Origin of the sequence: Mannheimia bovis (assembly GCF_014541205.1) — a bacterium.
GTDB classification, from domain to species: Bacteria; Pseudomonadota; Gammaproteobacteria; order Enterobacterales; family Pasteurellaceae; genus Mannheimia; species Mannheimia bovis.
In genome coordinates this window covers 1,873,712-1,899,427 of sequence record NZ_CP061280.1, presented here as the reverse complement: position 1 = coordinate 1,899,427, position 25,716 = coordinate 1,873,712, and the positions used below count along the sequence as shown (strand labels likewise).

Genomic DNA, 25,716 nt, shown 5'->3' with positions numbered 1-25,716 from the left:
TGAGTGATTTTTTAAATAATATAGCTCCCCTCACGGCTCAAAGAGGGGGAGATGTAAATTAATGAATAAGAGAAACTATGCGTTTAGATAAATTTATTGCTGAAAATACCGGCTTAACCCGCTCCCAAGCGGCGAAAGTGCTGAAAAGTGGCGAAGTGACAGTTAATGGCAAAATTGAAAAAAGCGGAGCAGTGAAAATTAGCCAAGAAGATGAAATTTGCTACCAAGGTGAGCAGCTTGAATGGGTGGAAGAGGGGCAGTATTTTATGCTGTATAAGCCACAGGGCTATATCTGCTCGAATGATGATGGCGAATATCCGACCGTATTCCAATTTTTTGACTATCCGCTGATGACCAAATTACACACCGCAGGGCGATTAGATGTGGATACCACAGGGTTGGTGTTATTAACCGATGACGGCAAATGGTCGCACCGTATTACCTCGCCCAAGCATCACTGCGAAAAAACTTACTTAGTCACATTAGCCGATCCTGTTGAAGATTTTTATGCGGAAAAATTGGCCGAGGGAATTTTGCTGCGTGGTGAAAAAGAGCCGACTTTGCCGGCTCAACTTGAAATTTTAGATGATTACAATGTCAATCTAACAATTAGCGAGGGGCGTTACCACCAAGTCAAACGCATGTTTGCTGCCTTAGGTAATAAAGTGGAAGCCCTGCACCGTTGGCGAATTGGCGATGTGGTGTTAGATGAAACCTTAGCCGAAGGCGAATTCCGCCCGCTGACACAAGCCGAAATTGAGAGTTTCTAATGGAAAATAAAAGACCTTCTCCCAGCTTTTTTATCATTCTCGGTATGATGGCGATGATGCCACCGCTCGCGATTGATATGTATCTTCCTTCGTTTTTGGATATCGCCAAAGATTTAGCCGTTTCGCAAGAAAAGGTGCAAACCACCTTGGCCTTATTTACGTTAGGTTTTGGTTGTGGGCAGCTTTTCTGGGGACCAATGGCGGATAGCTTTGGGCGGAAAATTATTATTCTAATCGGGCTGATTGGTTCGGCAATTGCCGCCTATTTCCTCACGCAAGTGGAAAATATCAACACTTTCTATATATTGCGTTTAATTCAAGGCTTATGTGCTTCCGCTCCGGCGGTGGTGCTTGGGGCATTGGTGCGGGATCTGTTTGAGAAAAATCTATTCGCCCGTTTAATGTCGATCATTATGATTATTTCAATGCTCGCCCCGCTACTTGCCCCAATTATTGGCGGTTATGTGGCGAAATATTTCCATTGGCATTCGATTTTCTATGTACTGGTGGCAATGGGGCTGCTTTGTGTGGCGTTAATCAGTTGGAAAATTCCAGAAACTTTACCGCCAGAAAAACGCTTACCACTCAGTTTTGGTAAAAGTTTAAAAAATTTCTCCGAGCTTTTGTTGCATAAACCAACTTTAGGCTATGTGCTGATTGGCGGTTTAACCTTTGCTGGTATTTTCTGTTTTCTTACGTCAGGTTCGATTGTTTACATCGGCATTTATGGCATTTCGCAGGAGTATTTTGGCTACTTCTTCGGCTTAAATATGGTGGTAATGGTGATTATGACCGCCATCAACAGCAAAATGGTGGTAAAAGTCGGCTCGGAAAGAATGTTGCAAATTGCCTTAGCCCTGCAAGTGCTAGGCGGTATTTGGCTTGCCTTAACGGCGATGTTTGAGTTTGGGTTCTGGGCGATGGCATTAGGCGTGCCATTTTATATCGGAATGCTTTCCACCATTGGCAGCAACGCCTCGGCTGCGATTTTAGACCGCTACCCACAAATGGCAGGTACGGCAAACGGCGTTGCTGGCACCGCCCGTTTTGGCATTGCCTCGCTTGTCGGGGCAGGGTTATCACACATCGCCATTACCAGCGAAGCCCCAATGCTGTATGCAATGGCATTGTGTACCATTACCGCAGGTGTGGTGTATTATTTTCTCTGTTATCGGAAAAATTAATTAAAAGGCTACTTCGGTAGCCTTTTTGCTATTTGCGAAACAACGAAATCGATTCCAAATGCCCCGTGTGTGGGAACATATCAATCATTGCCACTTTTTCTAAGCGGTAGCCGAATTGCAGTAATTTTTCCGCATCACGCACGAGTGTAGCAGGGTTGCAAGAAACATAAACTATTCGCTCGGGGTCGAGGGCGGCAAGGTGGTCTAAACAAAATAATGCCCCGTTGCGAGCCGGATCGAGTAGCACTTTATCAAAAGGTGCTTTCGCCCAGGGCTTATCGGCAAAAGGTTCGTCTAGGTTGGTTTGGTAAAATTCCACATTTTCTAGACCGCTTGCAGTAGCATTTAAGCGAGCTTGTTCCACCATCGGTTCAACTCCCTCAATGCCGACTACCGATTTGGCGGTTTTGGCAATCGGCAAGGTGAAATTTCCCATTCCACAAAAGAGATCGAGCACCCGATCATTGGCGGATAAATCTAACCACTCAAGGGCTTTCGCTACCATTTGTTCATTTAACACGCCGTTTACCTGAATAAAATCCCGAATGGAAAATTGCAGTTTCAATCCATGAATTTCATAGTAAGGTAGCTCGCCGTACAGGTGTTCGAGCTGATTTTCTTCACACATTAGAAAAACAGACAGGGCATTTTGTGCAGCAAACTGAAGTAAATTTTCACGATCTTGTGCCGATAATTGCCCTAAATGGCGTAAAAATAGTGCTGTGGTGTTATCCGCTTGCACTAATTCGATATGCCCTAGTTTTTTCTTATTCTGCCAATTTGCCACAAGGTTTTGCAATTTAGGCAAGAGATTAGAAAGTGGTTCAACCAAGACTTCGCATTGTGCAAGCGGTATGATTTGGTTGGAATTTTGCAAACGAAAGCCCATCAGTAATTGCTGATTTTGAATGGCAATGCTTAATTTTGCTCGGCGGCGGTAGGCTTTATCGTTGCCGATAATCATAGGTTGGAAATCAATTGGATCGCTTTGCAATTTTTGCAGACGTTGAAACAGGGCGGTTTGCTTTGCCTCACGTTGTAGATCAAGGGAAATATGCTGCATTTGGCAGCCACCGCATTTACCGTAAAGCTCGCAGCTTGGCTGGGTGCGATTTGCAGATTTTTTTAGAATTTTAACCGCTTGTCCGCGTCCATATTGGCGTTTTTCTTCAATGACTTTAAATTCCACTTGCTCATCGGGCAGGGCATTTTCAATAAACCACGTTTTGCCGTTAATTTTGGCAATCCCCAAGCCTTGATAGTCCAACGATTGAATACTTGCTGTTTGGTAAGCGGTCGACTTTTGTGATTTTTTTGCAGATTTCTCGGAATAAAAAATAGCCATTGTTTTATTATAACTTGTTGTGATATAAAGTGAAATTAGCCCTATTATATAAGAAAAGCATTTGGTGGAAAACGGAGGCAATATGATTTCAGCGGTTTGGACTGAGCGTTACTTAGCAGATAAAAAGCGTGAGCAAGATCACCGCTCCCCTTTTCAACGAGATAGAGCAAGGTTACTCCATTCCGAAGCCTTTCGCTGCTTACAAGCGAAAACGCAAATTCACGCTGTGGGGGAGGACGATTTTTACCGCACCCGCTTAACTCATTCGTTGGAAGTGGCACAAATCGGCAGTAGCTTGCGTGAAAAATTATTAGACGATAAAGCAGGCTTTCAAGCGGTCTGTTCTGATCCAAAACTTGCAAAAGATGAAGAAAATTTGACCGCTTTATTACCTTCTCGTAGTCTGATTGAATCGCTCTGCTTTGCTCACGATCTCGGGCATCCACCTTTTGGACACGGTGGCGAGATGGCATTAAATTATAAAATGCGTGAATTTGGCGGTTTTGAAGGGAATGCTCAATCTTTTCGCATTATGACCCAGCTCGAGCCTTACACTGAAAGGGCAGGTATGAATTTAACTCGTCGTACCTTGCTTGGTGTGATGAAATATCCATCATTATTATCCGTAAGTTTTCCTCTTGAACCAGCAGAAATGGAGAATACTCACCACATTAATCTGCACGATTTTCCTCAAAGTAAAGGCATTTTTGATGATGATGAGCACTTTTTCGATTGGGTTTTAGCTCCTTTAAGTGAAAAAGATAAACAACAATTCTGCTCGGTTGAACAAAATAAAGATCCTAAAAAGCCGAATAAAACCCGTTATAAATCGCTTGATTGCAGCATTATGGAATTGGCAGACGATATTGCCTACGGCGTGCACGATTTGGAGGATGCGATTGTCGGCGGAATGGTAACGCCGCAATCTTGGCAAAATGCGGAAAAATTACTGAAAGAAAGTGGATCAGATTGGATAAAAGAGCGTTTATCTGAAATGAGTAAAAATTTATTTTCACAACATCGCTATGAACGTAAAGATGTGATTGGGGCTTTAGTCAATCACTTTATAACCAATGTACGTTGGAAAGAACTGCCTGAATTTGATGAGCCGTTGCTACGTTATAACGCTTATCTTCCGGAAAATGTGGCGTGTGTACTGAAAATTCTAAAAGATTTTGTGTATCAATATGTGATTTGTGATGCCAAAACGCAACGGGTGGAACGCAAAGGGCAGCGAATTTTGATGGAGCTGTTTGATATTTTAAGCAGTGATCCAATGCGATTATTACCCAATAATGTGCGTGAACGTTGGCAAAATTCGGAAGAAACTAAACGGGCAAGAGTAATCTGCGACTACTTAGCCAGTATGTCAGACGGGCAGGCATTCAAACTTTTTAAAAATTTTTAACAATTTTTTAAAAATTAAATGAACTATCTAAAATTCATTCAGTCATAAATTATAGTTGATTGATTAACTCAACTTTTAACTGAAGAATAGGAGATTCTTATGAAAAATTTAAATAAAGCATTATTAATTTTAACAACGTTCGCTTCTGCAACCGCATTTGCTCAAGCGGTGGCTGTACCTGAGGAAATTTATCAACCACAAGGTAAATTAATTAAATCGGAGCTTCAAGGTAAAAATGAATTTGAGGTTGAATACCACGTTAAAGGAACAGATGTGCGTGGTTTAGCGGAAAAAGCAATTGAGCACGCTAAAAGCAAGGGTTTTGATTTAGTTAAATCTGAAATCAAAGATAGAGATGCCGATTTGAAATTCAAACGTAATCAGCAAGAATTAGATGTTGATATTGAATTAGAAGGTAAAGATCATATCGAATATAAAGCAGAGTTAGATTTAGACAATAAATAGTTGTAAATCGGGCAATTAAAAAATGCCGCTTGTGTGTTTGAGCATACAAGCGGTTTTATTTTATAAATATTTTACCAATACTTGATACTTCCATTCCTATTATCAATAAGTCGATGTAATAGCAATAATTTGGCTACTTCTATTATAGATAAAAAAAGCGAGATATAATCCCGCTTTTTTACCATTTAAGTATTATAAAATCTCTTTCGCTTTTGCAACTACGTTTTCAACAGTAAAGCCGAAGAGTCTGAATAATTGATCTGCCGGGGCTGATTCACCGAAGCTATTCATACCTACAACTCTGCCTTCAAAGCCAACGTATTTATACCAGAAGTCTGCAATTTGTGCTTCAATTGCAACACGTTTAGTAACTGAACGAGGTAATACAGACTCACGGTATGCTTCATCTTGTTTATCAAATACATTGGTGCTTGGCATTGAAACAACACGTACTTTCACACCTTCTTTATCTAACACATCTGCGGCTTTCATTGCTAAATCGACTTCAGAACCTGTTGCAATTAAGATTAAATCAGGGCAAGTACCTTTTTCACAGCAATCACGTAAGATGTAACCACCACGAGCCACATTTGCTAATTGTTCAGGCGTACGTTCTTGTTGTGCAAGGTTTTGACGAGTAAAGATCAACGCAGAAGGACCATCTTTACGCTCAACAGCTGCTTTCCAAGCAATAGCAGATTCTACTTGGTCTGCCGGTCTCCAAGTTTCTAAGTTTGGAATCAGACGTAACGAAGCAGTTTGTTCTACCGGTTGGTGTGTAGGACCATCTTCACCTAAACCGATTGAGTCGTGAGTATAAACGTATAATACACGTTGTTTCATTAATGCCGCCATACGCACAGCATTGTGAGCGTATTCATAGAACATTAAGAATGTTGCACCGTAAGGAATAAATCCTCCGTGTAGGGCAATACCGTTCATAATCGCAGACATACCAAACTCACGTACACCGTAGTTGATGTAGTTACCGTCTACATTATGATCAGCACGGATTGGCTTTGAGCCGGACCATAAGGTTAGGTTAGAACCTGCAAGGTCTGCTGAACCACCTAAAAATTCAGGTAGTGTTGGTGCATAGGCTTCAATCGCATTTTGAGATGCTTTACGGCTTGCGATATTTGCAGGATTTGCTTGTAGCTTCTCAATAAATGCTTTGCTTTCTGCTTCCCAGTTTGCCGGTAATTCGCCTGCATAACGGCGTTTAAATTCTGCAGCCAGTTCTGGATATGCAGCCTCATAAGCGGCAAATTTGGCATTCCAATTTTTTTCTGCTAGTGTGCCTTTTGCTTTAGCATCCCACTCTGAATAAATTTCCGCCGGAATTTCAAATGGTGCGTGTTCCCAACCTAAGAATTCACGAGAAGCAGCAATCTCAGCATCACCTAATGGTGCACCGTGGCAATCGTGAGAAGCTGATTTATTTGGCGAGCCGTAACCGATAATTGTTTTACAGATGATGAGGGTTGGGCGTTCGGTTTCAGCTTGTGCATTTTCAATTGCAAATTTGATTTGTTCTGCATCGTGTCCATCAACATTACGGATTACTTGCCAGCCGTAAGCTTCAAAGCGTTGTGCCGTGTCATCAGTAAACCAACCATCAACGTGCCCATCGATAGAAATATTGTTGTCATCATAGAACGCAATTAATTTACCTAAACCTAATGTACCAGCTAACGAGCAAGCTTCGTGAGAAATACCTTCCATTAAGCAACCATCACCTAAAAATGCATAGGTGTAGTGATCAACAATGTTATGACCTTCACGGTTAAATTGTGCGGCAAGTGTTTTTTCTGCAATTGCCATACCTACAGCGTTAGTAATGCCTTGACCTAAAGGACCTGTTGTGGTCTCAACGCCCGGTGCATAACCATATTCAGGGTGTCCCGGTGTTTTAGAGTGTAATTGACGGAATTGTTTTAAATCTTCGATAGAAAGATCGTAACCGGTTAAATGTAACAAACTATAAATTAACATTGAACCGTGCCCGTTTGACAGAACAAAGCGGTCGCGATCAGCCCATTTTGGATTAGTTGGGTTGTGCTTTAAAAAATCACGCCATAAAACTTCTGCAATATCAGCCATACCCATAGGGGCTCCCGGGTGCCCTGAGTTAGCTTTTTGCACAGCGTCCATACTTAAAAAACGAATTGCATTTGCTAGCACTTTACGTTCTGCCATTGTGTTACTCCTAGTCGAAGAATGTTATATAAAAGAAAGGGATAGAGTTCGATTTTACACTATTTTTTTATAAAATCTCAAAAAAGTAAATGAAAAGTGTGATCTAGCTCACATAATCTGCACAGACTTACATTGATTACTTTTGATATTGTTTTTGTCAGGTAGTTTATAAAATAGCAGCTATTAATAGTTGATTTTGGCTAGAAATTTCTCTAAAATACGCACTCTTTTTGGCGTTGAGTTATACTCAACATTTTATTAATCACATATGGTACTTGTTCGGTACAGCCCCAAAATGGAAGGCTCGGCAAGTGGCGATATGGTCTCGTTAGAGGTTCTCTATAATGAAACAAGGTATTCACCCGAATTACGTGGAAATTACTGCAACTTGTTCTTGCGGTAATGTTGTTAAAACTCGCTCAACAGTGGGTAAAGATTTAAACTTAGACGTGTGTGGCAATTGCCACCCATTCTATACCGGTAAACAACGTGTTGTTGATACCGGTGGTCGTGTAGAGCGTTTCAATAAACGTTTCAGCATTCCAAGCTCAAAATAATTTAATTATTGCAAACCCCACGAATGTGGGGTTTTGTCTATCCTGAAGCTGAAGAATATTAAGCAACTTTAAAGTGATATAAAATATAAATGAGATTTTGCTAATACTCATAAAAACGGAATAATAACAATGAAAAAAACACCTATTTTTGTCATTAATTTAGAAAAGTCGCATGAAAGACGAGCATTTGTTACAGAGCAATTTCACGCTTTTCCTGAAATAGAATATCAATTTTATAAAGCAGTAAACGGAAAAGAGAACCCAGATTATCCACTATTTAAACGTTACAATGAGCAAGAACGTTTTAAACGCAAAGGAAACAAAATGAATCTTTCTCAGTTAGGTTGTTGGGCAAGTCACTATCATTTATGGGAAAAATGTGTTGAGCTAAATCAACCCATTATTATTTTGGAAGACGATGCGATTATTCATTCACACTTTCCTAATGCCTATCAATTTATTAATTCTGAAGAAAATCAATTCGAATTTTTCTGGTTAAGTCCACCAGCTCCACGTGTAAGAGGGCAAAAAGGAAAAACAATTTTTACTATTCCAAATAGCCAATGCAAAATAGAACGATTTTATAAAGGTTGGGGAAATACAACCGGCTATTTTATTACGCCACAAGCGGCTAAAAAATTAATAAATTTTGCAAAAGAATGGATTTATGAAGTAGATATAACAATGGAACGATATTGGGAAAATAAACTAGATTTTCTAGCAATAACACCGTTTTGTGTTGAGCCTGATCTTAGCAAAGAAAGTAATATTCCTGTTGATAAGGGTAAGAAAAATCGGACTTTAATGATAAAGATAAAACGAGAAATATATAAAATTAAGGATTTAATTAATAAGCTAATCTACAACTATAAATTCTAGTTTTACAAAAGGAATTATAATGAAGTTAACTTTATCTTGTGATGATAATTATGTTCCATATTTATCTGTTTGTTTATTGAGTATATTAAAATGTAATAAAAATGTGATTTTTTATATATTGGATTTAGGTATATCAAAGAAGAATCAGGATAAAATTGATGAAATAGTCAAAGATAATGGTGGTGTAATTTATTTTATACCAATAAATAAAGAGGATTTTTCTGTTTTTCCTCAGACGATAAAATATATATCTATCGCTACTTATGCAAGATTGAAACTCGCCAGCTATTTGGAAGATCTTGAAAGAGTCATCTATATTGATGTAGACACACTAACTATAGGATCAATAGAAGAACTTTGGAACCTTCAATTATCCGATGAAAATGTTATTGCAGCTTGTTTCGATTCCTTTATCGAATTCTCAACTGATAACTACAAAGAAACTATTGGTTTGAAACAAGATGAGCCTTATTTTAATGCTGGTGTTTTACTCATAGACATTAAAAAATTTAAAAATATGCAAGTTTATGAAAAAGCTATTGCATATTTAAATACTAAGCCTAATATTCATTATCAGGATCAAGATATTCTTAATGTATTATTCAAAGGTAGAACTCAATTTATTTCACCTAAATTTAATTTTATGCCAATGTTAAGAAGCAGAATAAAGAAACGGGCTAAATTAGATGAGTTAGAAAAAGATTCAATACCAATATCAATTATCCATTATTGTGGAAGTAAGAAACCTTGGCATAATAAATGTTCTCATACAAAGAGTAGCTATTTTTTAGAGCTTTATAATTCTATCCCTAATAAACCTGTAGAATGGGAAAGTAAAGTGGAAGAATTAGACCTAATTAATAGATTTTCTCGATACAGAAAAGATTTTAGAGATAAGTTACTATACGGTATTCAATGAGTGGACTTCCAAAGCCTTAAACTTTTTCTAGACATTGTCCAAAGCCGTAGTTTTATCCGCAGTGCGGAAAAAAATTATATGACGGCTTCAACCCTTACTCGCCATATTCAGCGTATGGAAGAAGAAGTGGGGCAGCCGTTATTTTTGCGGGATAATAGACAGGTTCATCTTACCGAAGCAGGGGAAAAGTTCTTAGAATTTGCTCAGCAAGGTTGGGTACAATGGCAGCAACTTCAAAGTCAAATTTCGCCTACGCAAGGCGAGTTAGAAGGCGAGTTGAAAGTGTTTTGTTCTGTAACAGCCTCTTATAGCCATTTGCCACCGATCTTATCCCGTTTTAGACAGAAGTATCCAAAGGTAGATATTAAGCTAACCACCGGCGACCCGGCACAAGCCTTGCTTGAGGTACAATCGCTTACTGCGGATATTGCCATCGCAGGCAAGCCGGAGCTGCTACCGAATAATATTATTTTTCACTACATTGATGATATAGAGCTTTCAATTATTGCTCCTCGCGTTGCCTGCCAAGCAACACAGCTTTTACAACAATCGCCGATAGATTGGAAAAATGTGCCTTTTATTTTGCCGGTGAATGGTCCGGTGAGAAAGCGTATTGACCGTTGGTTTAAAGAGCAGAAAATCAAAGAGCCGAGAATTTATGCTACAGTAACAGGGCACGAAGCAATATTACCAATGGTTGCCTTGGGGTTTGGTGTGGCATTGTTACCTGATGTGGTGATCAAACATAGCCCAATGAATAACCAAGTTTCATATTTAAATTTACCTTCGCCTATTACGCCTTTTGAGTTAGGGGTTTGTGTTCAGCAAAGGCGGTTACAAGAACCGATTATCAACGCATTTTGGGCGTTATTGTCTAAAACAGCATAACAACAAGCGGTCATATTTTTATAAAAATTTGCAAAATTAGTAAAAAAATGGACCGCTTGTATCCTGAAAAACATAAAGGTGCATTGCTGCACCTTTATTGCTATTATTGAACCGTTGCTTTAGCACGCGTTTTTTTCACTTTGATTTCTGCCTTTGGTAACACTTCAATTCCCATCGGTGGATTTTCAAGAGCAATTGCCAGCACTTCATCAATGGTTTCCACTGGGTGGATCTTTAACGCAGCTTTTGCGTTTTCTGGGATTTCCTCCAAGTCTTTTTCATTCTCTTTCGGGATAATCACGGTAGTAATACCGCCACGGTGGGCTGCGAGTAATTTCTCTTTTAAGCCGCCGATTGGTAATACTTTCCCACGCAGACTGATTTCGCCAGTCATCGCCACTTCTTTACGAACAGGGTTGCCTGTTAGGCTTGAAATCAGAGCAGTACACATTGCAATACCGGCACTTGGACCATCTTTCGGCGTTGCACCATCCGGTACGTGAACGTGGATATCGCGTTTTTCGTGGAAGTCTTCAGCAATCCCTAATTTATCTGCACGAGAACGAACGACAACCATTGCCGCTTGGATAGATTCTTTCATTACATCGCCAAGTGAGCCTGTGTAAGAGAATTTACCTTTACCCGCCACAGAGGCTGTTTCAATGGTTAATAAATCACCGCCTACTTCTGTCCACGCTAAGCCGGTAACTTCACCAATACGGTTTTGGCTATCCATTTTGCCGTAGTCAAAGCGTTTCACGCCTAAGTATTCTTCGATATTATTTTCCGAAACCGTGATGGATTTCAATTTTTTATCTAGCACCAAGGCTTTTACTGCTTTACGGCAAATTTTAGCAATTTCTCGTTCAAGCCCACGCACACCGGCTTCACGGGTGTAATAGCGGATAATGCTTAAAATTGCACCATCTTCCACTGTGAGTTCACCCTCTTGCAATCCATTATTTTCTTGCTGTTTAGCTAGTAAATGATCGCGAGCAATGTGCATTTTTTCATCTTCGGTATAGCCTGAAAGACGAATGACTTCCATACGATCTAGCAATGCAGGTGGAATGTTCATTGAGTTTGAAGTTGCCACAAACATTACATCAGATAAATCGTAATCTACCTCTAAATAATGGTCGTTAAAGGCTTTATTTTGCTCCGGATCTAGCACTTCAAGTAATGCTGAAGCAGGGTCGCCACGCATATCTTGTGCCATTTTGTCGATTTCATCTAATAAAAACAGTGGGTTACGAACGCCAACTTTCGCCATTTTCATCATTAGAGAACCCGGCATTGATCCAATGTAAGTACGACGATGACCACGAATTTCCGCCTCATCACGCACACCACCTAATGCCATACGCACATATTTACGCCCTGTTGCATTAGCAATAGATTGCCCTAGTGAGGTTTTACCAACACCCGGAGGACCAACTAAGCAGAGGATTGGACCTTTCAATTTATTTAAACGGCTTTGTACCGCAAGATATTCCACAATACGATCTTTCACTCGTTCTAAACCATAATGGTCTTTATCCAGAATTTCCTGTGCTTTAGCTAAATCTTTCTTTACCGCCGATTTTTTATGCCAAGGCATTTGTAAAATCCAGTCGATATAAGTACGCACAACCGTTGCCTCTGACGAGCTTTGCGGCATTGCTTTTAGCTTTTTAAATTCATTATCCAATTTCTCTTTTACATCTGTTGGTAATTTAGCCGCATCAATTTTTTCTTTGAGCTTATCTAACTCACTTTGTTCAACATCATCACCATTGCCTAACTCTTTCTGAATAGCTTTGATTTGTTCATTGAGATAGTAATCACGCTGGTTTTTTTCCATCTGCTGTTTCACACGATTACGGATACGGGTTTCCGTTTCAAGGGTATCCATTTCCGTTGCCATCGCAATTAATAAGGCTTCAAAACGAGCAATGAGATTCGGTTGCTCTAGCAGTTCCTGTTTTTTCTTTACAGGGGCAATTAAGTTAGAGGCAATCGTATCTGCTAAGCGATCTTCAAGCGTAATTTTTTGCAGTTTAGGAATAATTTCCGCTGGAATTTTCTTATTATTTTTAACGTAATTTTCAAATTCGGTTAAAGTTGTTTTAGCAATAGTTTTTAATTCTTCATTTTCTTCATCATATTCAGAATAAATAGGCTGAATTGCCGCCCAGAAGCCGTTTTCATCATCGTGAATTTGCTCGATTTTTGCACGAGTTTGACCTTCAACCAGCACTTTTACCGTGCCATCCGGCAAGTTTAACATTTGAATGATGTTAGCCGTTACGCCAACCGAATACATATCGTCTTTACTTGGATCTTCTTTATTCGGGTCTTGTTGAGTAACTAAAAACAGTTGTTTATTCGAATCCATCGCCGAACGTAGGGCTTGAATTGATTTTTCACGACCTACAAATAACGGCATAACCATATAAGGGAACACCACCACATCACGCAATGGAAGTAGTGGTAATTCAATTGCTTTCTTTTTTCTTGGTGCCATAAATTTGCTCTCTCTATCTAAAATATCGTTATCCCATTATGAGGACGAATTTGGGAAAAACAAGGGAAAATTTGATTTATATTAAAAAAACTCAACAGCCTTAAACAGTAGATGATGACGATTTAATCAATCGTTAAAACCCGATCAATTTGCTCAATTTCTTGCTTGACATAAACTTAGAATGCGAGCAGAATTCCTACCAATTTTAATCTTCAGGGCAGGGTGAAATTCCCGATCGGCGGTAAAGTCCGCGAGCGAAACGAAAAAGGTTGAGCAGGAACCGGTGAAACTCCGGTACCGACAGTATAGTCTGGATGGAAGAAGAGGTTATAATATGAAAGCACCGTGCAAGCGGTTGTTTTTTTATTCCTTTTTTGCAAGCCTTGAGATCGTAAGATTTCAAGGCTTCGTTATTTTTAACTACAAGCGGAATTGCAAAGTTTTCCTAAAATTTCACCGCTTGTGTTGAAAATAATCCTTTCATCACGCCCTCAATTTATCAAAAATTTATATGAAAGATGCTCAATATATGGCTTATGCCATTGAACTTGCTAAGAAAGCCCAAGGCTGGACACATCCGAACCCTTTGGTTGGTTGTGTGATTGTGAAAAACGGCGAAATCATTGCTGAAGGCTACCACGAAAAATATGGGCAGTGGCACGCCGAACGCAATGCGATTTTACGCTCCGAGCAGGATTTAACAGGGGCTACCGCTTACGTTACGCTTGAGCCTTGCTGCCACTATGGGCGAACACCACCTTGTTCTAGCTTATTGATTGAGCGGGGCATTAAGAAAGTCTTTATCGGCTCTCGTGATCCAAATCCACTTGTTTCAGGTAAAGGAGCAGAGCAGCTTAGAGCAGCAGGGGTTGAGGTCGTTGCAGATTTTATGCGGGCAGAATGTGATGAATTAAATCCGATTTTTTTTCATTATATTCAAACCAAACGTCCTTATGTATTACTTAAATATGCAATGACGGCAGACGGAAAAATAGCCACAAGTACAGGCGAATCAAAATGGATTACGGGCGAACAAGCTCGTGCAAACGTACAGGAAACCCGCCATCAATACAGCTCAATTATGGTCGGTGTTGAAACAGTATTGGCTGATGACCCTATGCTCAATAGCCGAATGCCAAATGCCAAGCAGCCCGTGAGAATTGTTTGTGATAGTCAGTTAAGAACGCCCCTAGATTGCAAATTAGTACAAACAGCAAAAGAGTATCGCACAGTTATTGCAACATTGAATAACGATGTGAAAGCCCACGAAGCATATCAACAATGTGGAGTGGAAATTATAGTAACAAAATCCGATAACAAGCGGGTAGATTTGCTCGATCTTTTGCAAAAACTAGGCGAAATGCAAATTGACAGTTTATTAATTGAGGGCGGTTCAAGCCTGAATTTCAGTGCATTAAAAGCAGGTTGTGTAAACAGAGTGCATTGCTATATCGCCCCCAAATTGGTGGGTGGACAAAATGCTAAAACCCCAATCGGCGGAGAGGGAATAGGCGAGTTAGCCCAAGCGGTCAAATTAAAACTGAAATCTACCGAGCTGATCGGTGAAGATATTTTATTAGATTATGAAGTGAAGCAAGGAAAATAAATGTTCACAGGTATTATCGAAGAAGTTGGTCAAATCGCACAAATCAAAAAGCAAGGCGAATTTGCGGTTGTTACCATCAAAGCGAAAAAGGTGCTTACTGATGTGCAATTAGGCGATAGCATTGCAGTAAATGGTGTTTGTTTAACGGTAACCTCTTTTACGAAAGAGCAATTTACCGCAGATGTGATGTCAGAAACACTAAAACGCACTTCGCTCGGCGAATTAAGCCTCAACAGCCCTGTTAATCTTGAGCGAGCAATGGCAGCAAATGGGCGTTTTGGTGGGCATATTGTGTCGGGTCATATTGACGGTACAGGCACAGTTGCTGAAATTACCCCTGCGGATAATGCTACTTGGTATCGCATTAATGCTTCACCAAAATTGCTACGTTATATTATTGAGAAAGGCTCAATTACCATTGATGGCATTAGTTTAACGGTGGTTGATGTAAATGAACAATCTTTTCGTGTATCAATTATTCCGCACACAATTAAGGAAACAAATTTGGGCTCGAAAAAAATCGGCAGCCTGGTGAATTTAGAAAACGATATTGTCGGTAAATATATCGAACAGTTTTTATTGAAAAAAGAGATAGAAAATCCACCAAGTAAATTGACGGTCGATTTTCTAAAAAATGCAGGATTTTAAAAGGGTAAATAATGTTTAAATTTTCAACTGTAGAAGAAGCTATTCAAGCGATTGCCGCAGGCAAAATTATTTTAGTCAGTGATGATGCGGATCGTGAAAATGAGGGCGATTTCATCTGTGCAGCAGAATTTGCCACACCGGAAAATATCAATTTTATGGCGAAATATGGCAAAGGTTTAATTTGTACGCCAATTTCAACCGACATTGCGGAGCGATTGGATTTCCATCCAATGGTAGTGGTGAATAAAGATAATCATCAAACAGCGTTTACCGTTTCTGTCGATCACATTGAGACAGGCACTGGTATTTCAGCTTTTGAGCGTTCTTTAACTTGCCTGAAGATGTTAGATGAGAGTGCTAAGCCTGAAGATTTCCGTCGTCCGGGGCACGTTTTCCCTTTAGTGGCGAAAGACGGTGGCGTGTTGGTGCGTAATGGTCATACTGAAGCAACGGTAGATTTGGTTCGTCTTGCAGGTTTAAAACCGGCAGGGCTCTGCTGTGAAATTATGGCGGAAGACGGCACTATGATGCAAATGCCCGAACTTCAAGCCTTTGCGAAAGAGCATAATATGCCGTTTATTACTATTCAGCAGCTGCAAGAGTATCGCAGAAAACACGATAGTCTGGTTGATGTGGTTTCGGTTGTGAATATGCCGACTAAATACGGTGAATTTAAAGCTCATAGCTTTGTTGAAACCTTGTCTGGTAAAGAACACGTAGCACTGGTAAAAGGCGAGATTGGCGATGGCGAAAATGTGTTATGTCGTATTCATTCAGAATGTTTAACGGGCGATGCGTTTGGCTCTCAACGTTGTGATTGCGGTCAGCAATTTGCTGCGGCAATGAGCCAAGTTGAAGTAGAAGGCAGAGGTATCGTACTTTATTTACGCCAAGAAGGGCGAGGCATTGGCTTAATTAACAAACTGCGTGCTTATGAGTTGCAAGACAGAGGAATGGATACGGTTGAAGCTAATTTGGCACTCGGCTTTAAAGATGATGAGCGTGAATATTACATTGCGGCTCAAATGTTTGAAAAGTTAGGAGTGAAGTCTATTCGTTTGCTCACTAATAACCCTGCAAAAATTGAAGGACTTATTGAGCAAGGATTAAACGTGGTCGCTCGTGAGCCAATTATGGTTGAGCCAAATGAACACGATTTGGAATACCTCAAAGTTAAACAGCATAAAATGCGACATATGTTTAATTTTTAATGAAATTCTCTGGCACAAGGGTAATTTGTAAACATTTAGTGAAAAATGACCGCTTGTAGCTCTTAATTGAAATATCAAATTTATTTTTAAAGAAGGAAACAAAAATGGCAACATTTCAAGGTAACTATATTGCAACAGGTTTAAAATTCGGTATCGTAGCAACGAACTGGCACAAAATCTTTATTGATCAACTGCTCAACGGTGCAACTGATAAATTGCTTCGTCACGGAGTGGAAGCAGAAAATATCGATACTGTTTGGGTACCGGGTGCGTTAGAAATCTCAATCGCAGCGAAAAAAATGGCACAAAGCGGTCGTTATGATGCAATTATCTGCTTAGGTGCAGTGGTGCGTGGCTCAACCAGCCACTATGATGTAGTAGTTAATGAATCCGCAAAAGGTATCAGCAGTGCTGCATTAGAAACCGGTGTGCCGATTATCAACGGTATTTTAACGGTAGAAAATCTAGAGCAAGCTATTGAGCGTTCAGGCACGAAAGCGGGTAATAAAGGCGAAGAGTGTGCAATGGTAGCGATTGAAATGGCAAATCTATTAAAAATGCTAGGCTAATTTTAAGCTGATAATCTGCATCTGAATGTTTTGGAATAACAGGTAAGGTGCAGATTTTTTATTTCTCATATTACCTTTCTTAAATGTCACCTATTTGCAAAAAATTGATTAAATTTAACCGCTTGTAATAACACTATCATCAAGGCTATAAATAAAAGTCCCCATTATTGCGACCAACACTGTATTCATAGCAATAATCATAAGGGCAAAACGAGCTAAATTCTGTTCTTCCTCTTTTGTCGCTTTAGCAAGCGAGGCAATAAGGGCAATCATTGGCAGAGAACCTAAAGCGGCGTGTCCTGCACTGCTATTGATTATCGCACCAAGTGTTGCATCAGGGCTTGGTAAAGATGGCATTATCAAAATATTTCCGCCTAATGTCGAACCTGTGAGATAACCTCCAATAGTACCCAATAAAGTAAAGAGCGGGGCATAAAAATGGGTGGGTAAATCATTAAGAAGTTGGCGAAAACTTGCCAGAAACCCGCCTTGAACCATAATTTGCGACATCAGTAAAAAGCAAAAAATAGTGATTAGTGGGCGAGAAGCACGTTTTAACCATTCAGTGTAAAGCTGATGAAATGTATATTGTGAGCGATTTGCCCACCAAACAAAAAAGGCTACCAACAAGATTGCCAAACCAGGGGATTTCATCGGTTCAAATTGTGTATTTGCCCCTTCTATTTTGATAATAACGGATAAATCGAAAAAGAAACCGATGACTTTTAATAACAAAATCGCAATAAAAAGTAACCCATATGCCCAAGTTTGTTTTGGTATATGAACTTTTCGACCAATAAAACAAGTTAGAATAACAGATAAGCTGGCAAAAATGCCTGCAACTTCTACACCAATCCATACACAAGTGACATAAAGCACGGTGGCAAATAAAGTACCGAACCCAATTACAGAGCAGAGTAATTTTAGATTGAGTAAGCCAGCATAGTACAATGCAAGACCAGTAAGAAAAATCAGTACAGGGCTACTGATGAGGGCTGACATTGAAGCTAAAGCAGCAGTAGGTATATCAACTAAGCTAGAACCAATAATACTGGCTAAACCAACCATTCCAAGAGGCATAATTGCAAGCGTGGTTATGGCAATTTTTAATGCAGTTTGGCGTGGTAAAAATGAAAGTAAAATAGGTAGGCTTGCGATAAGGGATACACCAAAGCCTGTCATAGATTCAAGCAGAGGAGCAATTCCTAATACAATTAATAGCAGTTTTCTGTATTCAGGTAGATTTAATGTATTTATCCACTCATTAAATGCGTGATTAGTTGGTGTTTTATCTAGCAAAATCACAAGAGTCAAGCCTGTTGCCATAATAAAGGCGACAGTTAAAAAGAGTATGGCTGTATCGCTAAGTACAGAATGTGCAACTTGAACAGAAAACGGATCAGCTACATTTAATCCCCATAAAACCAATGCAGATAATGCCCCAAATAATGCGGCACTAACCGGAGGTTTTTTGAAAACAGCGATTAAAATGAGTACAACAATAATGGGGAGGCTGTGTAGCAAAATCATGACTAATATTTCCGCTTCGTTTATTTTCTTCTAAACAGACTGACAACTATACACATCAAACTAAATCCATAAATCAACCAAGTGCCGAATTGTTTGAATGGTGTCTCGCCTTTTGTTGGCTGAACAGTTGTGGTAAGTACATCTGTTGTAAATTGTGGCAGTTGCTGAATGACTTTTCCATTTGCATTCACAATGGCGGTAATCCCTGTATTCGCTGCTCGTAAAAGTGGTTTACCGAGTTCTAATGCCCGCATTCTTGCCATTTGGAAATGTTGCCACGGACCAATACTTGAGCCAAACCACGCATCATTGGTAATAGTCAAGAGATAATCTGCGTTTTGGCTTTGTTGGTTTTGTTGAACTTGATTGCCAAAAATAATTTCATAGCAAATTGCCAGATTAAAATGATTGTTTTTTGCCATCATCGGGCTTTGAATAAAGCTACCTTGTGAAAGATTAATAGGTAGAATAAAGACTTCTCGCATCCAATCCAGTACAGAACCAAACGGTACATATTCACCAAATGGCACTAGATGATGTTTGTTATAACGCTCGCTGATGTGTAAATCATAAGGCTTATTTTGTCCTAATAACGCCGCACTGTTAAACAATTCTGCTTTTTCATTTTCATAGAGTGTACCGATAATAATCTCACTACCGGTTTGGCGAGAGAGATTATCTAAAGCACCTAAAATGCCGCCAATTTGATTTTCCAGAGCTGGAATGGCAGATTCAGGCAAAATAATCACATCACTTTTACCTAAATGAGGCAGAATGAGTTGCTCGTAGGTTTTTACGCTATAGTTAAAATGGGCTGGATCCCACTTCATTTTTTGTTCAATATTCCCTTGTACAAGACTTACTACAAGCGGTTGTTTTTCTTCATCAATTTGCACAAAGTTAAGAAAGCGGCTTGCAAAACTTAACGAAAAAATGACCGCTAGTAAGGCAAGTGATTTAAGTGGTTTGCACTCTTGCTTCAGCAGTTTGACTAAATAGCTACTTGCTACTATTACAAGGAAAGTTAATCCTTCTACCCCAAAAATTGGAGCAATACCGGCGAAAGGGCTATCAATTAAGCTATAACCAAATTGTAGCCAAGGAAAGCCTGTAAATACCACGCCACGCAAATATTCGGTCAAAGTGAAAATTGCGGCTAAAGCAAACGGATTATTGAGCCTTAATTTGTAAGAGAGAACGCTAAAGAGCAAATTATAAATGGCTAGATAACAAGCCAGTAGGAAAACAGCGATATAGCTGACGATCATCGGCACACCACCGAATTGGGTCATACTCACTGATACCCAGTTCACGCCTGTGCAGAAATAACCGATAGACCAAGCGAATGTTGCCCATAATGCGGTTTTTCTCTGCTCAAATGTAGCAGCCCAAATTAAGCCGGCAGCGGAGATAAATGCGAGAATCCAAATATCAAATGGGGAGTAGGCGAAAGTCCCGATTGCACCAAGCAGTAAAGCGGTAATACAAGCGGTTAAAATTGAAGGTTTTTTTGCAAAATTCATAGTTCTCACTAAATAAGAGAGGCACGCTTAAACGTGCCTTTTTAAAATTAAATAATGTTATTCTTCTTCGCTTTGCGAGTGTTGTTCCATTTTTTCTAACTGTTCATCAGAAAGTGTTACCCGCAGTTGAATTAACTGGCGGCTATTGGCGGAAGTGACTTTAAAACCAATGCCTTCTAACTCAATTTGTTCGCCTCGTTTTGGGAAGTAACCAAATGCTTTCATTATTAGCCCGCCAATGGTATCTACCTCCTCATCATTGAAATTGGTTGCAAAAAATTCGTTGAATTTTTTAATATCAGTAAGCGGTAAAACGGCATAAGTGTGTCTTGAAAGTTGGCGAATCAGCTGCACTTCTTCTTCATCGAATTCATCGTCAATATCACCAACGATTTGCTCAAGAATATCTTCAATGGTAACTAAACCTGATACAGCTCCAAACTCATCAACTACGACTGCCATATGAAAACGCTCGGAACGGAACTCTTTTAACATACGGTCTAATCGCTTACTTTCCGGTACAATCACGGCAGGGCGTAGAATTTCTTGCAGGTTAAACGGCTCGGAATCGGAACGCAGATATTTGAGTAAATCTTTTGAATGCAAAATGCCTTCAATCGTATCTTTTTCACCACGAATAACAGGGAAACGTGAATGGGCTGATTCCACAATCACATCAATAAAGGTTTCTAAAGGTTCATTCGCATCAATAAATACAATTTGTGAACGGGGGATCATAATATCTCGAACCCGCAATTCAGAGATTTCCATTACCCCTTCAAGCATTTCTTTGGTATCGCTATCAATCAGCTCATTTTCAACAGAATCTCGAATGACCTCAACCAAATCTTCACGGTTTTTAGGCTCATTTTGAAAAAGTCCACTAAATAGAGAGTGTAAAATGGATTTTTTCTCCGATTTTTCAGTTGTATTTATACTTTGCTGTTCATCACTCATAGTTTGTTCCGGTTAAATAAATTACCCTTATAATAAGCAAATTCGATAACAAATCAAATAAAACATTGCTATTTTCACTCAAATTAGCATAGGATAGGCAAAATCTTTTTATTTCGTAAATTATTTTAGGGGCTTTAAATGAAATTAACCAAAATGGTATTAACGGCAGCAACTTTAGTTGTAAGTTCTCTAGGCGTCGCCGGCACATTAAGTTCCTCATCAATGGTAGAAATGTTAGCTTTTGATGGGCAGCGATTAAAAAAAGGGACAACTTCGGTACAAATCAGTGAAAATAAAACCCATCAAGTTGTTGTAGAAGTTGGGGGAACGATTGATGGTGATTTCTTTAATTCCGATCAAATGATTTTAACTTTTCAAGGCACAGCGGAAGATGCCAAATTAGAAACACCGAAATTAAAATCAAAATTAGATCTGCGTAAATTCCAAGAAAACCAAACGGTAACGATTAAAACCGATTCAGGAAAAGTGATTTCTCACAAGCAAGATTTCTTAAAAGGCGAAGGTTTTTTAGCGAGTACGCGTGTGGAAGAAAACTTGAGTAAATATAATTTAGGTAAGAATGTTGCGTCTGTTGAAAAATTTGCGACAGCACCGTTTGAGGCAAAAGGACAAATTATTGTCGATACGAATAAAGTCTCAGACGCTGAATTACAACTTTTATTCCAAAAAGCGGATAAAGAAACCCAAAAACGTTTCTTAGATTGGGCGAAGCAAAACGCAAAATAAGAATTTGGCTTTAACAAGCGGTTATTTTTCTCAAGTTTTTTACAAAAAATCGAAGAAAAATGACCGCTTGTATTTATTACCAACAATAATAGCAATAACGCCAGCTATCCCAACCACCCCAATACATTTCTCTCTCATAATTCCAACGCATTTCTTCCAGTTCTAACTGGGATTTGTAGTTTTGCCACGCCATTTTATAGCAGGCTTGAAACATTGGGTCATTAACTTTTTCTGCATAACGCTTTTTAAATGCAGCTTCTTCTTTCTCTGTTTGACTAAGCGGCGGATTAAATTGTTGGTGCATTAATTCTGCGGCTTCAACATCGCATTGTTTTGCCAGTTGTACTTGCAAATCTTGTTCCGCTCTTACTTGTTTCGCTCGGCGTTCCGCTTGTTGTTCAGGCGTTAAGGCACAGGCAGTTAAAATGAATGAAAGCGAAAGGGTTAAACCTAATTTTGCTATTTTCATATCCAAGTCCTCATATCCAAATTCACTTAGTTGAATTGGTTGTTTATTCTACTGCTTCTTGCTCGCTTTCTTCAAGCTCATCAGCCATAGCACTTAAGGCATCACGGGTTAATTGAGCCAGAGCTTTATAAAAACCACTATCAAAGGCTTCTACTTTACCTAAAAATTGACTGGCACAAGGGAGCAAAAAACGCTCAAATAGTGTTTTTTGTGCAAGTGTAGAGTCAAGATTGTCTTCAATCCAAGAAGCAGTTAAAAGTAATAATGCAAAGTTATCAGCATTCTCTAATTCGGGCATTGCTCGCTCTTGGCGGAATGTTAGAAAATCTTCAACAGATAAATCATAGGCAGAAATTGTTGTAGCAATAGCCCCATTTTCTGCAAAAAGTGCTTGATAGCTTGCTTCTAATTGCGTAGGGTTAGCACTCTTTTGCAAAACATTCAACGCATTCTCGCTTTGAGTATCGGTGCTTAATGCCCAATGTTGGCGTAATCCGCCTTGTGCAAGCCAATTAAATGTACCTGCTAGAATCGGATCTGTTGGGTTTCGGTAAAATAAGTTGCCAAATAGACGGCAAAGTAGTGAAAAATCGTTAATGGTTGTTTCGCTCATAATGTTAAATAGGCAAATAAAAGTAGTGTTAGTATAACAGAACATCAGAGAGGACAGAATGAAATATATTGGGGCTCACGTGAGTGCTTCGGGTGGTGTGGAAAATGCGGTTCTGCGTTCAGTAGAAATTGGAGCAAATGCTTTTGCGTTGTTTACTAAAAATCAGCGTCAGTGGCAAGCTCAGCCATTAAAAGCGGATACGGTTGAAAAATTTAAGCGATTTTGTGCAGCACATTATTTTTCAGCAGAACAAATTTTACCACACGATAGCTATTTAATTAATTTAGGTAACCCGGAAGCAGAAGCGTTAGAAAAATCTCGCACAGCGTTTATTGATGAGATGAGTAGGGCTAATCAGCTTGGCTTGAAATTACTGAATTTCCACCCTGGCTCGCACTTAAAGAAAATTTCTGAACAAGATTGTTTGTCTCGAATTGCAGAATCTATCAATATAGCTGTTGAAGTAGTACCAAACGTGGTCGCCGTTATTGAAAATACAGCAGGACAGGGCTCTAATTTAGGATGGCATTTTGACCATTTAGCAAAAATTATTGAGCAAGTAGAAGATAAAAGCCGAGTTGGTGTATGTTTGGATACTTGCCATTTATTTTCGGCTGGCTACGATATTAGCTCCTATGAAAAAAGTGAGGCAGTGTTTAATGATTTTAATCAAACAGTTGGTTTTCAATATTTAAAAGGAATGCATTTAAATGGTTCAAAAACACCATTAGGTAGTAGAGTAGATAGACACCATACGTTAAGGGAAGGCACAATTGGCACAGAAGTTTTTGCATTTATTATGCAAAATCCAAATTTTGACCGAATTCCACTTATTTTAGAGACAATTTTGCCTGAAATTTGGGCAGATGAGATAAAATTTCTTCGCACCTTGGAACTAAAATAGGTTATACTGGTCAGAGATGTTGGTCTGGAGTATTCCAGACTTTTGTTTTGTATGTTTTTTTGATCTTCTAAAGATCGTAATTAAGGAATAAACCGCTGTAATTGTTCTGGCGAGACGAGATATTAATTATGAAAAAAAATCTTTTTGCAGTAAGCCTAAAACCGTTATTCATTACTTCCATTTTGGCTGTTTTTAGTAGTTATTCTTCCATTGCAGTTGCAAGTTTAAGTACAAAACCGGCAACACCAAATCAAATTATTGCCAGTAAAGCAGAAAGATTATCTAAATCTTCTATCTCAACAAATCGCCCTCAACATTCCCCACGTGCGGAACAAACTGCGAGTAGCAGTAATCGTATTAATAGTGTTTATCGTAACTGGGTTGGTACACGTTACCGGATGGGTGGCACAACTAAAGCCGGTATTGACTGTTCCGCCTTTGTGCGTGAAGTGATGGAAAAAGCATTTAACCGAGATATGCCTCGTTCAACCGCAGAACAACGCCATATTGGACGTTCTATTTCAAAATCAGATTTACGCCCGGGCGATTTAGTTTTCTTCCGTAAAAACAATCACGTTGGGGTTTATATCGGTAATGGCAAATTTGTTCACGCAAGTTCCAGTCAAGGTGTAACTACCAGTTCATTATCAGAGCGTTATTGGTCAAGAACATATACTCAATCCCGCCGAGTAATTTAATTAAAGAATGAATAAGGACGCTATATTAGCGTCCTTATTTTATATTTATGCCACACGTTGCTTACTTTGTGTAAATGTTCCACGAGTACGCATTTGATGTACCACATTTGTAATCACACCAGAAATTTTTACTTCATTCCAATCAGTAATTCTTAAGTTTGGCTCACTTACATCTAATGAAAACAGAATAATTTCATTGATACCTTGTTTATTCTTAATTTCATTAAAAAATTGGTAGAATTTATATTCGCTATTTTTCTCGAGTACTAGCAAATCATTTACTAAAAATTGCTCTGTATTTTCTACAATCAACAAATCATCAAGTTCAATTCCCCAAGCAATTAAGTTAGGGTTTTTAACGTGAATGAAAAAGGTATCCGTTGGGCGTTTAATGCAAAGTGAATTAAGATCAAGTTTTACAGAACGGCTGCTGTTAAAATCCCGATAAAGCGGAATCGGCTGATGAGATACCGTTCGTGTTGAAATTTGTTTTAATGAAGCCATTTTGAAATCCTCTATCTGTCTTTTTATACAGATATTTTACTGTGTAAAAAAACAGTGTCAATGCTTTATTTAAATTTTTTTGTAAATTTAAACAGTATTTTGACCGCTTGTTATTCGCTAATAAGCAATAAAAAAGCACCCGATATGGGTGCTTATTTATATTAAAAGCTGTATTATAGGCTTTCAGTGAAAGTACGAGTAATAACATCACGTTGCTGTTCAGGGGTCAATGAGTTGAAACGTACTGCATAACCTGAAACACGAATAGTTAATTGTGGATATTTTTCAGGGTTTTGGATTGCATCTTCCAATGTTTCACGGCGTAAAACATTCACGTTTAAGTGCTGACCACCTTCCACTTTGATAGTTGGAGCAACATTTACCGGTACTTCGCGGTATGCAATGTCGCCCAATTCGCTGATTGCAACGATTTGATCTTCTTGGTAACCTGCTTTAGCAGCTAAGCAACGAGCTTCGTTTTTAGCTTCATCTAATAACCAAAAAGAGTTTAATAAGTTGCTGTTTGCTGATTCAGTGATTTGTACACCTTTAATCATTTTAAGTTCTCCTATAAAGAGTGAAATTGTAAATTACGAAAAAAGTTTAAATATTCAAAT

Annotated in this window: 25 protein-coding genes and 1 riboswitch; of the genes, 15 read left to right on the top strand and 10 right to left on the bottom strand. The window is 39.1% G+C overall.

All coding sequences use genetic code 11. The annotated features are described in order from the left end of the window. Positions 1-77: 77 nt before the first annotated feature. Positions 78-770, top strand: a complete 693-nt coding sequence (rsuA, locus tag ICJ55_RS09350) for a 16S rRNA pseudouridine(516) synthase RsuA (RefSeq protein ID WP_188156557.1) — start codon at positions 78-80, stop codon at positions 768-770. Beyond that, positions 770-1,954: a Bcr/CflA family multidrug efflux MFS transporter gene (locus ICJ55_RS09345; RefSeq protein ID WP_188156556.1), complete on the top strand. Its 1,185-nt coding sequence runs from the start codon at positions 770-772 to the stop codon at positions 1,952-1,954. The genes rsuA and ICJ55_RS09345 overlap by 1 nt, the downstream gene beginning before the upstream one ends. A gap of 28 nt (positions 1,955-1,982) precedes the next feature. On the opposite strand, the gene rlmD is transcribed toward ICJ55_RS09345, so the two are convergent. After that, entirely contained in the window at positions 1,983-3,299 is a 1,317-nt protein-coding gene (gene rlmD, locus ICJ55_RS09340) for a 23S rRNA (uracil(1939)-C(5))-methyltransferase RlmD (protein WP_188156555.1), read from the bottom strand. An 82-nt stretch (positions 3,300-3,381) separates the two neighbouring features. On the opposite strand from rlmD, the gene ICJ55_RS09335 reads away from it, so the two are divergent. Further along, a complete protein-coding gene (locus tag ICJ55_RS09335; protein ID WP_188156554.1) occupies positions 3,382-4,707 on the top strand; it encodes an anti-phage deoxyguanosine triphosphatase in 1,326 nt (441 codons plus the stop codon). 99 nt (positions 4,708-4,806) lie between these two features. Continuing rightward, a complete protein-coding gene (locus ICJ55_RS09330) occupies positions 4,807-5,172 on the top strand; it encodes a hypothetical protein (RefSeq protein WP_188156553.1) in 366 nt (121 codons plus the stop codon). Positions 5,173-5,364: 192 nt separating this feature from the next. Here the strand turns inward: ICJ55_RS09330 and tkt are convergent, their stop codons facing one another. Next, positions 5,365-7,371 (bottom strand): transketolase, encoded by a 2,007-nt coding sequence (gene tkt / locus ICJ55_RS09325; protein WP_188156552.1) that lies wholly within the window; start codon positions 7,369-7,371, stop codon positions 5,365-5,367. A 344-nt stretch (positions 7,372-7,715) separates the two neighbouring features. On the opposite strand from tkt, the gene rpmE reads away from it, so the two are divergent. The 4 genes from rpmE (at position 7,716) to ilvY (ending at position 10,614) form a co-directional block, all read left to right on the top strand. Next, entirely contained in the window at positions 7,716-7,928 is a 213-nt protein-coding gene (rpmE, locus tag ICJ55_RS09320) for a 50S ribosomal protein L31 (protein ID WP_188156551.1), read from the top strand. A gap of 129 nt (positions 7,929-8,057) precedes the next feature. Beyond that, the gene (locus ICJ55_RS09315; protein ID WP_188156550.1) at positions 8,058-8,807 is read left to right on the top strand and encodes a glycosyltransferase family 25 protein; all 750 of its coding nucleotides are present in this window, start codon (positions 8,058-8,060) and stop codon (positions 8,805-8,807) included. 19 nt (positions 8,808-8,826) lie between these two features. Beyond that, the gene (locus ICJ55_RS09310) at positions 8,827-9,726 is read left to right on the top strand and encodes a glycosyltransferase family 8 protein (protein ID WP_188156549.1); all 900 of its coding nucleotides are present in this window, start codon (positions 8,827-8,829) and stop codon (positions 9,724-9,726) included. Continuing rightward, a complete protein-coding gene (ilvY, locus tag ICJ55_RS09305) occupies positions 9,727-10,614 on the top strand; it encodes an HTH-type transcriptional activator IlvY (protein ID WP_188156548.1) in 888 nt (295 codons plus the stop codon). 103 nt (positions 10,615-10,717) lie between these two features. Here the strand turns inward: ilvY and lon are convergent, their stop codons facing one another. Then, positions 10,718-13,120, bottom strand: a complete 2,403-nt coding sequence (gene lon, locus ICJ55_RS09300; RefSeq protein WP_188156547.1) for an endopeptidase La — start codon at positions 13,118-13,120, stop codon at positions 10,718-10,720. Positions 13,121-13,324: 204 nt separating this feature from the next. Further along, a riboswitch (FMN riboswitch) is annotated at positions 13,325-13,450 on the top strand. 181 nt (positions 13,451-13,631) lie between these two features. On the opposite strand from lon, the gene ribD reads away from it, so the two are divergent. From ribD to ribH, 4 genes are all read left to right on the top strand, one after another. Further along, positions 13,632-14,726 carry a bifunctional diaminohydroxyphosphoribosylaminopyrimidine deaminase/5-amino-6-(5-phosphoribosylamino)uracil reductase RibD gene (gene ribD / locus ICJ55_RS09295; RefSeq protein ID WP_188156546.1) on the top strand — a complete coding sequence of 365 codons (1,095 nt, stop codon included), beginning with the start codon at positions 13,632-13,634 and terminating at the stop codon, positions 14,724-14,726. Then, positions 14,727-15,374 carry a riboflavin synthase gene (ribE, locus tag ICJ55_RS09290; RefSeq protein ID WP_188156545.1) on the top strand — a complete coding sequence of 216 codons (648 nt, stop codon included), beginning with the start codon at positions 14,727-14,729 and terminating at the stop codon, positions 15,372-15,374. It abuts the gene before it with no gap. An 11-nt stretch (positions 15,375-15,385) separates the two neighbouring features. Then, a complete protein-coding gene (locus ICJ55_RS09285) occupies positions 15,386-16,585 on the top strand; it encodes a bifunctional 3,4-dihydroxy-2-butanone-4-phosphate synthase/GTP cyclohydrolase II (RefSeq protein WP_188156544.1) in 1,200 nt (399 codons plus the stop codon). Between the two features lie 104 nt (positions 16,586-16,689). Beyond that, the gene (ribH, locus tag ICJ55_RS09280; RefSeq protein ID WP_188156543.1) at positions 16,690-17,154 is read left to right on the top strand and encodes a 6,7-dimethyl-8-ribityllumazine synthase; all 465 of its coding nucleotides are present in this window, start codon (positions 16,690-16,692) and stop codon (positions 17,152-17,154) included. 114 nt (positions 17,155-17,268) lie between these two features. Here the strand turns inward: ribH and ICJ55_RS09275 are convergent, their stop codons facing one another. Genes ICJ55_RS09275 through corC form a run of 3 tightly spaced genes read right to left on the bottom strand, consistent with a single transcriptional unit; the run spans position 17,269 to position 21,164 of the window. Beyond that, entirely contained in the window at positions 17,269-18,684 is a 1,416-nt protein-coding gene (locus ICJ55_RS09275) for an L-lactate permease (protein WP_188156542.1), read from the bottom strand. Positions 18,685-18,704: 20 nt separating this feature from the next. Continuing rightward, positions 18,705-20,207: an apolipoprotein N-acyltransferase gene (gene lnt / locus ICJ55_RS09270; protein WP_188156541.1), complete on the bottom strand. Its 1,503-nt coding sequence runs from the start codon at positions 20,205-20,207 to the stop codon at positions 18,705-18,707. A 57-nt stretch (positions 20,208-20,264) separates the two neighbouring features. Next, on the bottom strand, positions 20,265-21,164 hold the full coding sequence (gene corC / locus ICJ55_RS09265; RefSeq protein ID WP_188156540.1) for a CNNM family magnesium/cobalt transport protein CorC: 900 nt from the start codon (positions 21,162-21,164) through the stop codon (positions 20,265-20,267). Between the two features lie 138 nt (positions 21,165-21,302). On the opposite strand from corC, the gene ICJ55_RS09260 reads away from it, so the two are divergent. Continuing rightward, on the top strand, positions 21,303-21,911 hold the full coding sequence (locus ICJ55_RS09260) for a DUF2057 family protein (protein WP_188156539.1): 609 nt from the start codon (positions 21,303-21,305) through the stop codon (positions 21,909-21,911). Between the two features lie 76 nt (positions 21,912-21,987). On the opposite strand, the gene ICJ55_RS09255 is transcribed toward ICJ55_RS09260, so the two are convergent. Next, positions 21,988-22,380, bottom strand: coding sequence for a hypothetical protein (locus ICJ55_RS09255; RefSeq protein WP_188156538.1), 393 nt, complete (start codon positions 22,378-22,380; stop codon positions 21,988-21,990). Positions 22,381-22,423: 43 nt separating this feature from the next. Further along, positions 22,424-22,993, bottom strand: a complete 570-nt coding sequence (locus ICJ55_RS09250) for a TorD/DmsD family molecular chaperone (protein ID WP_188156537.1) — start codon at positions 22,991-22,993, stop codon at positions 22,424-22,426. Between the two features lie 58 nt (positions 22,994-23,051). Between ICJ55_RS09250 and nfo the strand changes: the two genes are divergently transcribed. Further along, entirely contained in the window at positions 23,052-23,897 is an 846-nt protein-coding gene (gene nfo, locus ICJ55_RS09245) for a deoxyribonuclease IV (RefSeq protein ID WP_188156536.1), read from the top strand. A gap of 128 nt (positions 23,898-24,025) precedes the next feature. Beyond that, a complete protein-coding gene (locus ICJ55_RS09240; protein ID WP_188156535.1) occupies positions 24,026-24,595 on the top strand; it encodes a C40 family peptidase in 570 nt (189 codons plus the stop codon). 45 nt (positions 24,596-24,640) lie between these two features. Here ICJ55_RS09240 and ICJ55_RS09235 read toward each other — a convergent pair whose 3' ends face one another. Then, complete coding sequence (locus tag ICJ55_RS09235) at positions 24,641-25,099, bottom strand: LexA family protein (RefSeq protein WP_188156534.1); 459 nt, start codon at positions 25,097-25,099, stop codon at positions 24,641-24,643. Positions 25,100-25,272: 173 nt separating this feature from the next. After that, positions 25,273-25,656 carry an autonomous glycyl radical cofactor GrcA gene (grcA, locus tag ICJ55_RS09230; protein ID WP_176808774.1) on the bottom strand — a complete coding sequence of 128 codons (384 nt, stop codon included), beginning with the start codon at positions 25,654-25,656 and terminating at the stop codon, positions 25,273-25,275. Positions 25,657-25,716 lie beyond the last annotated feature (60 nt).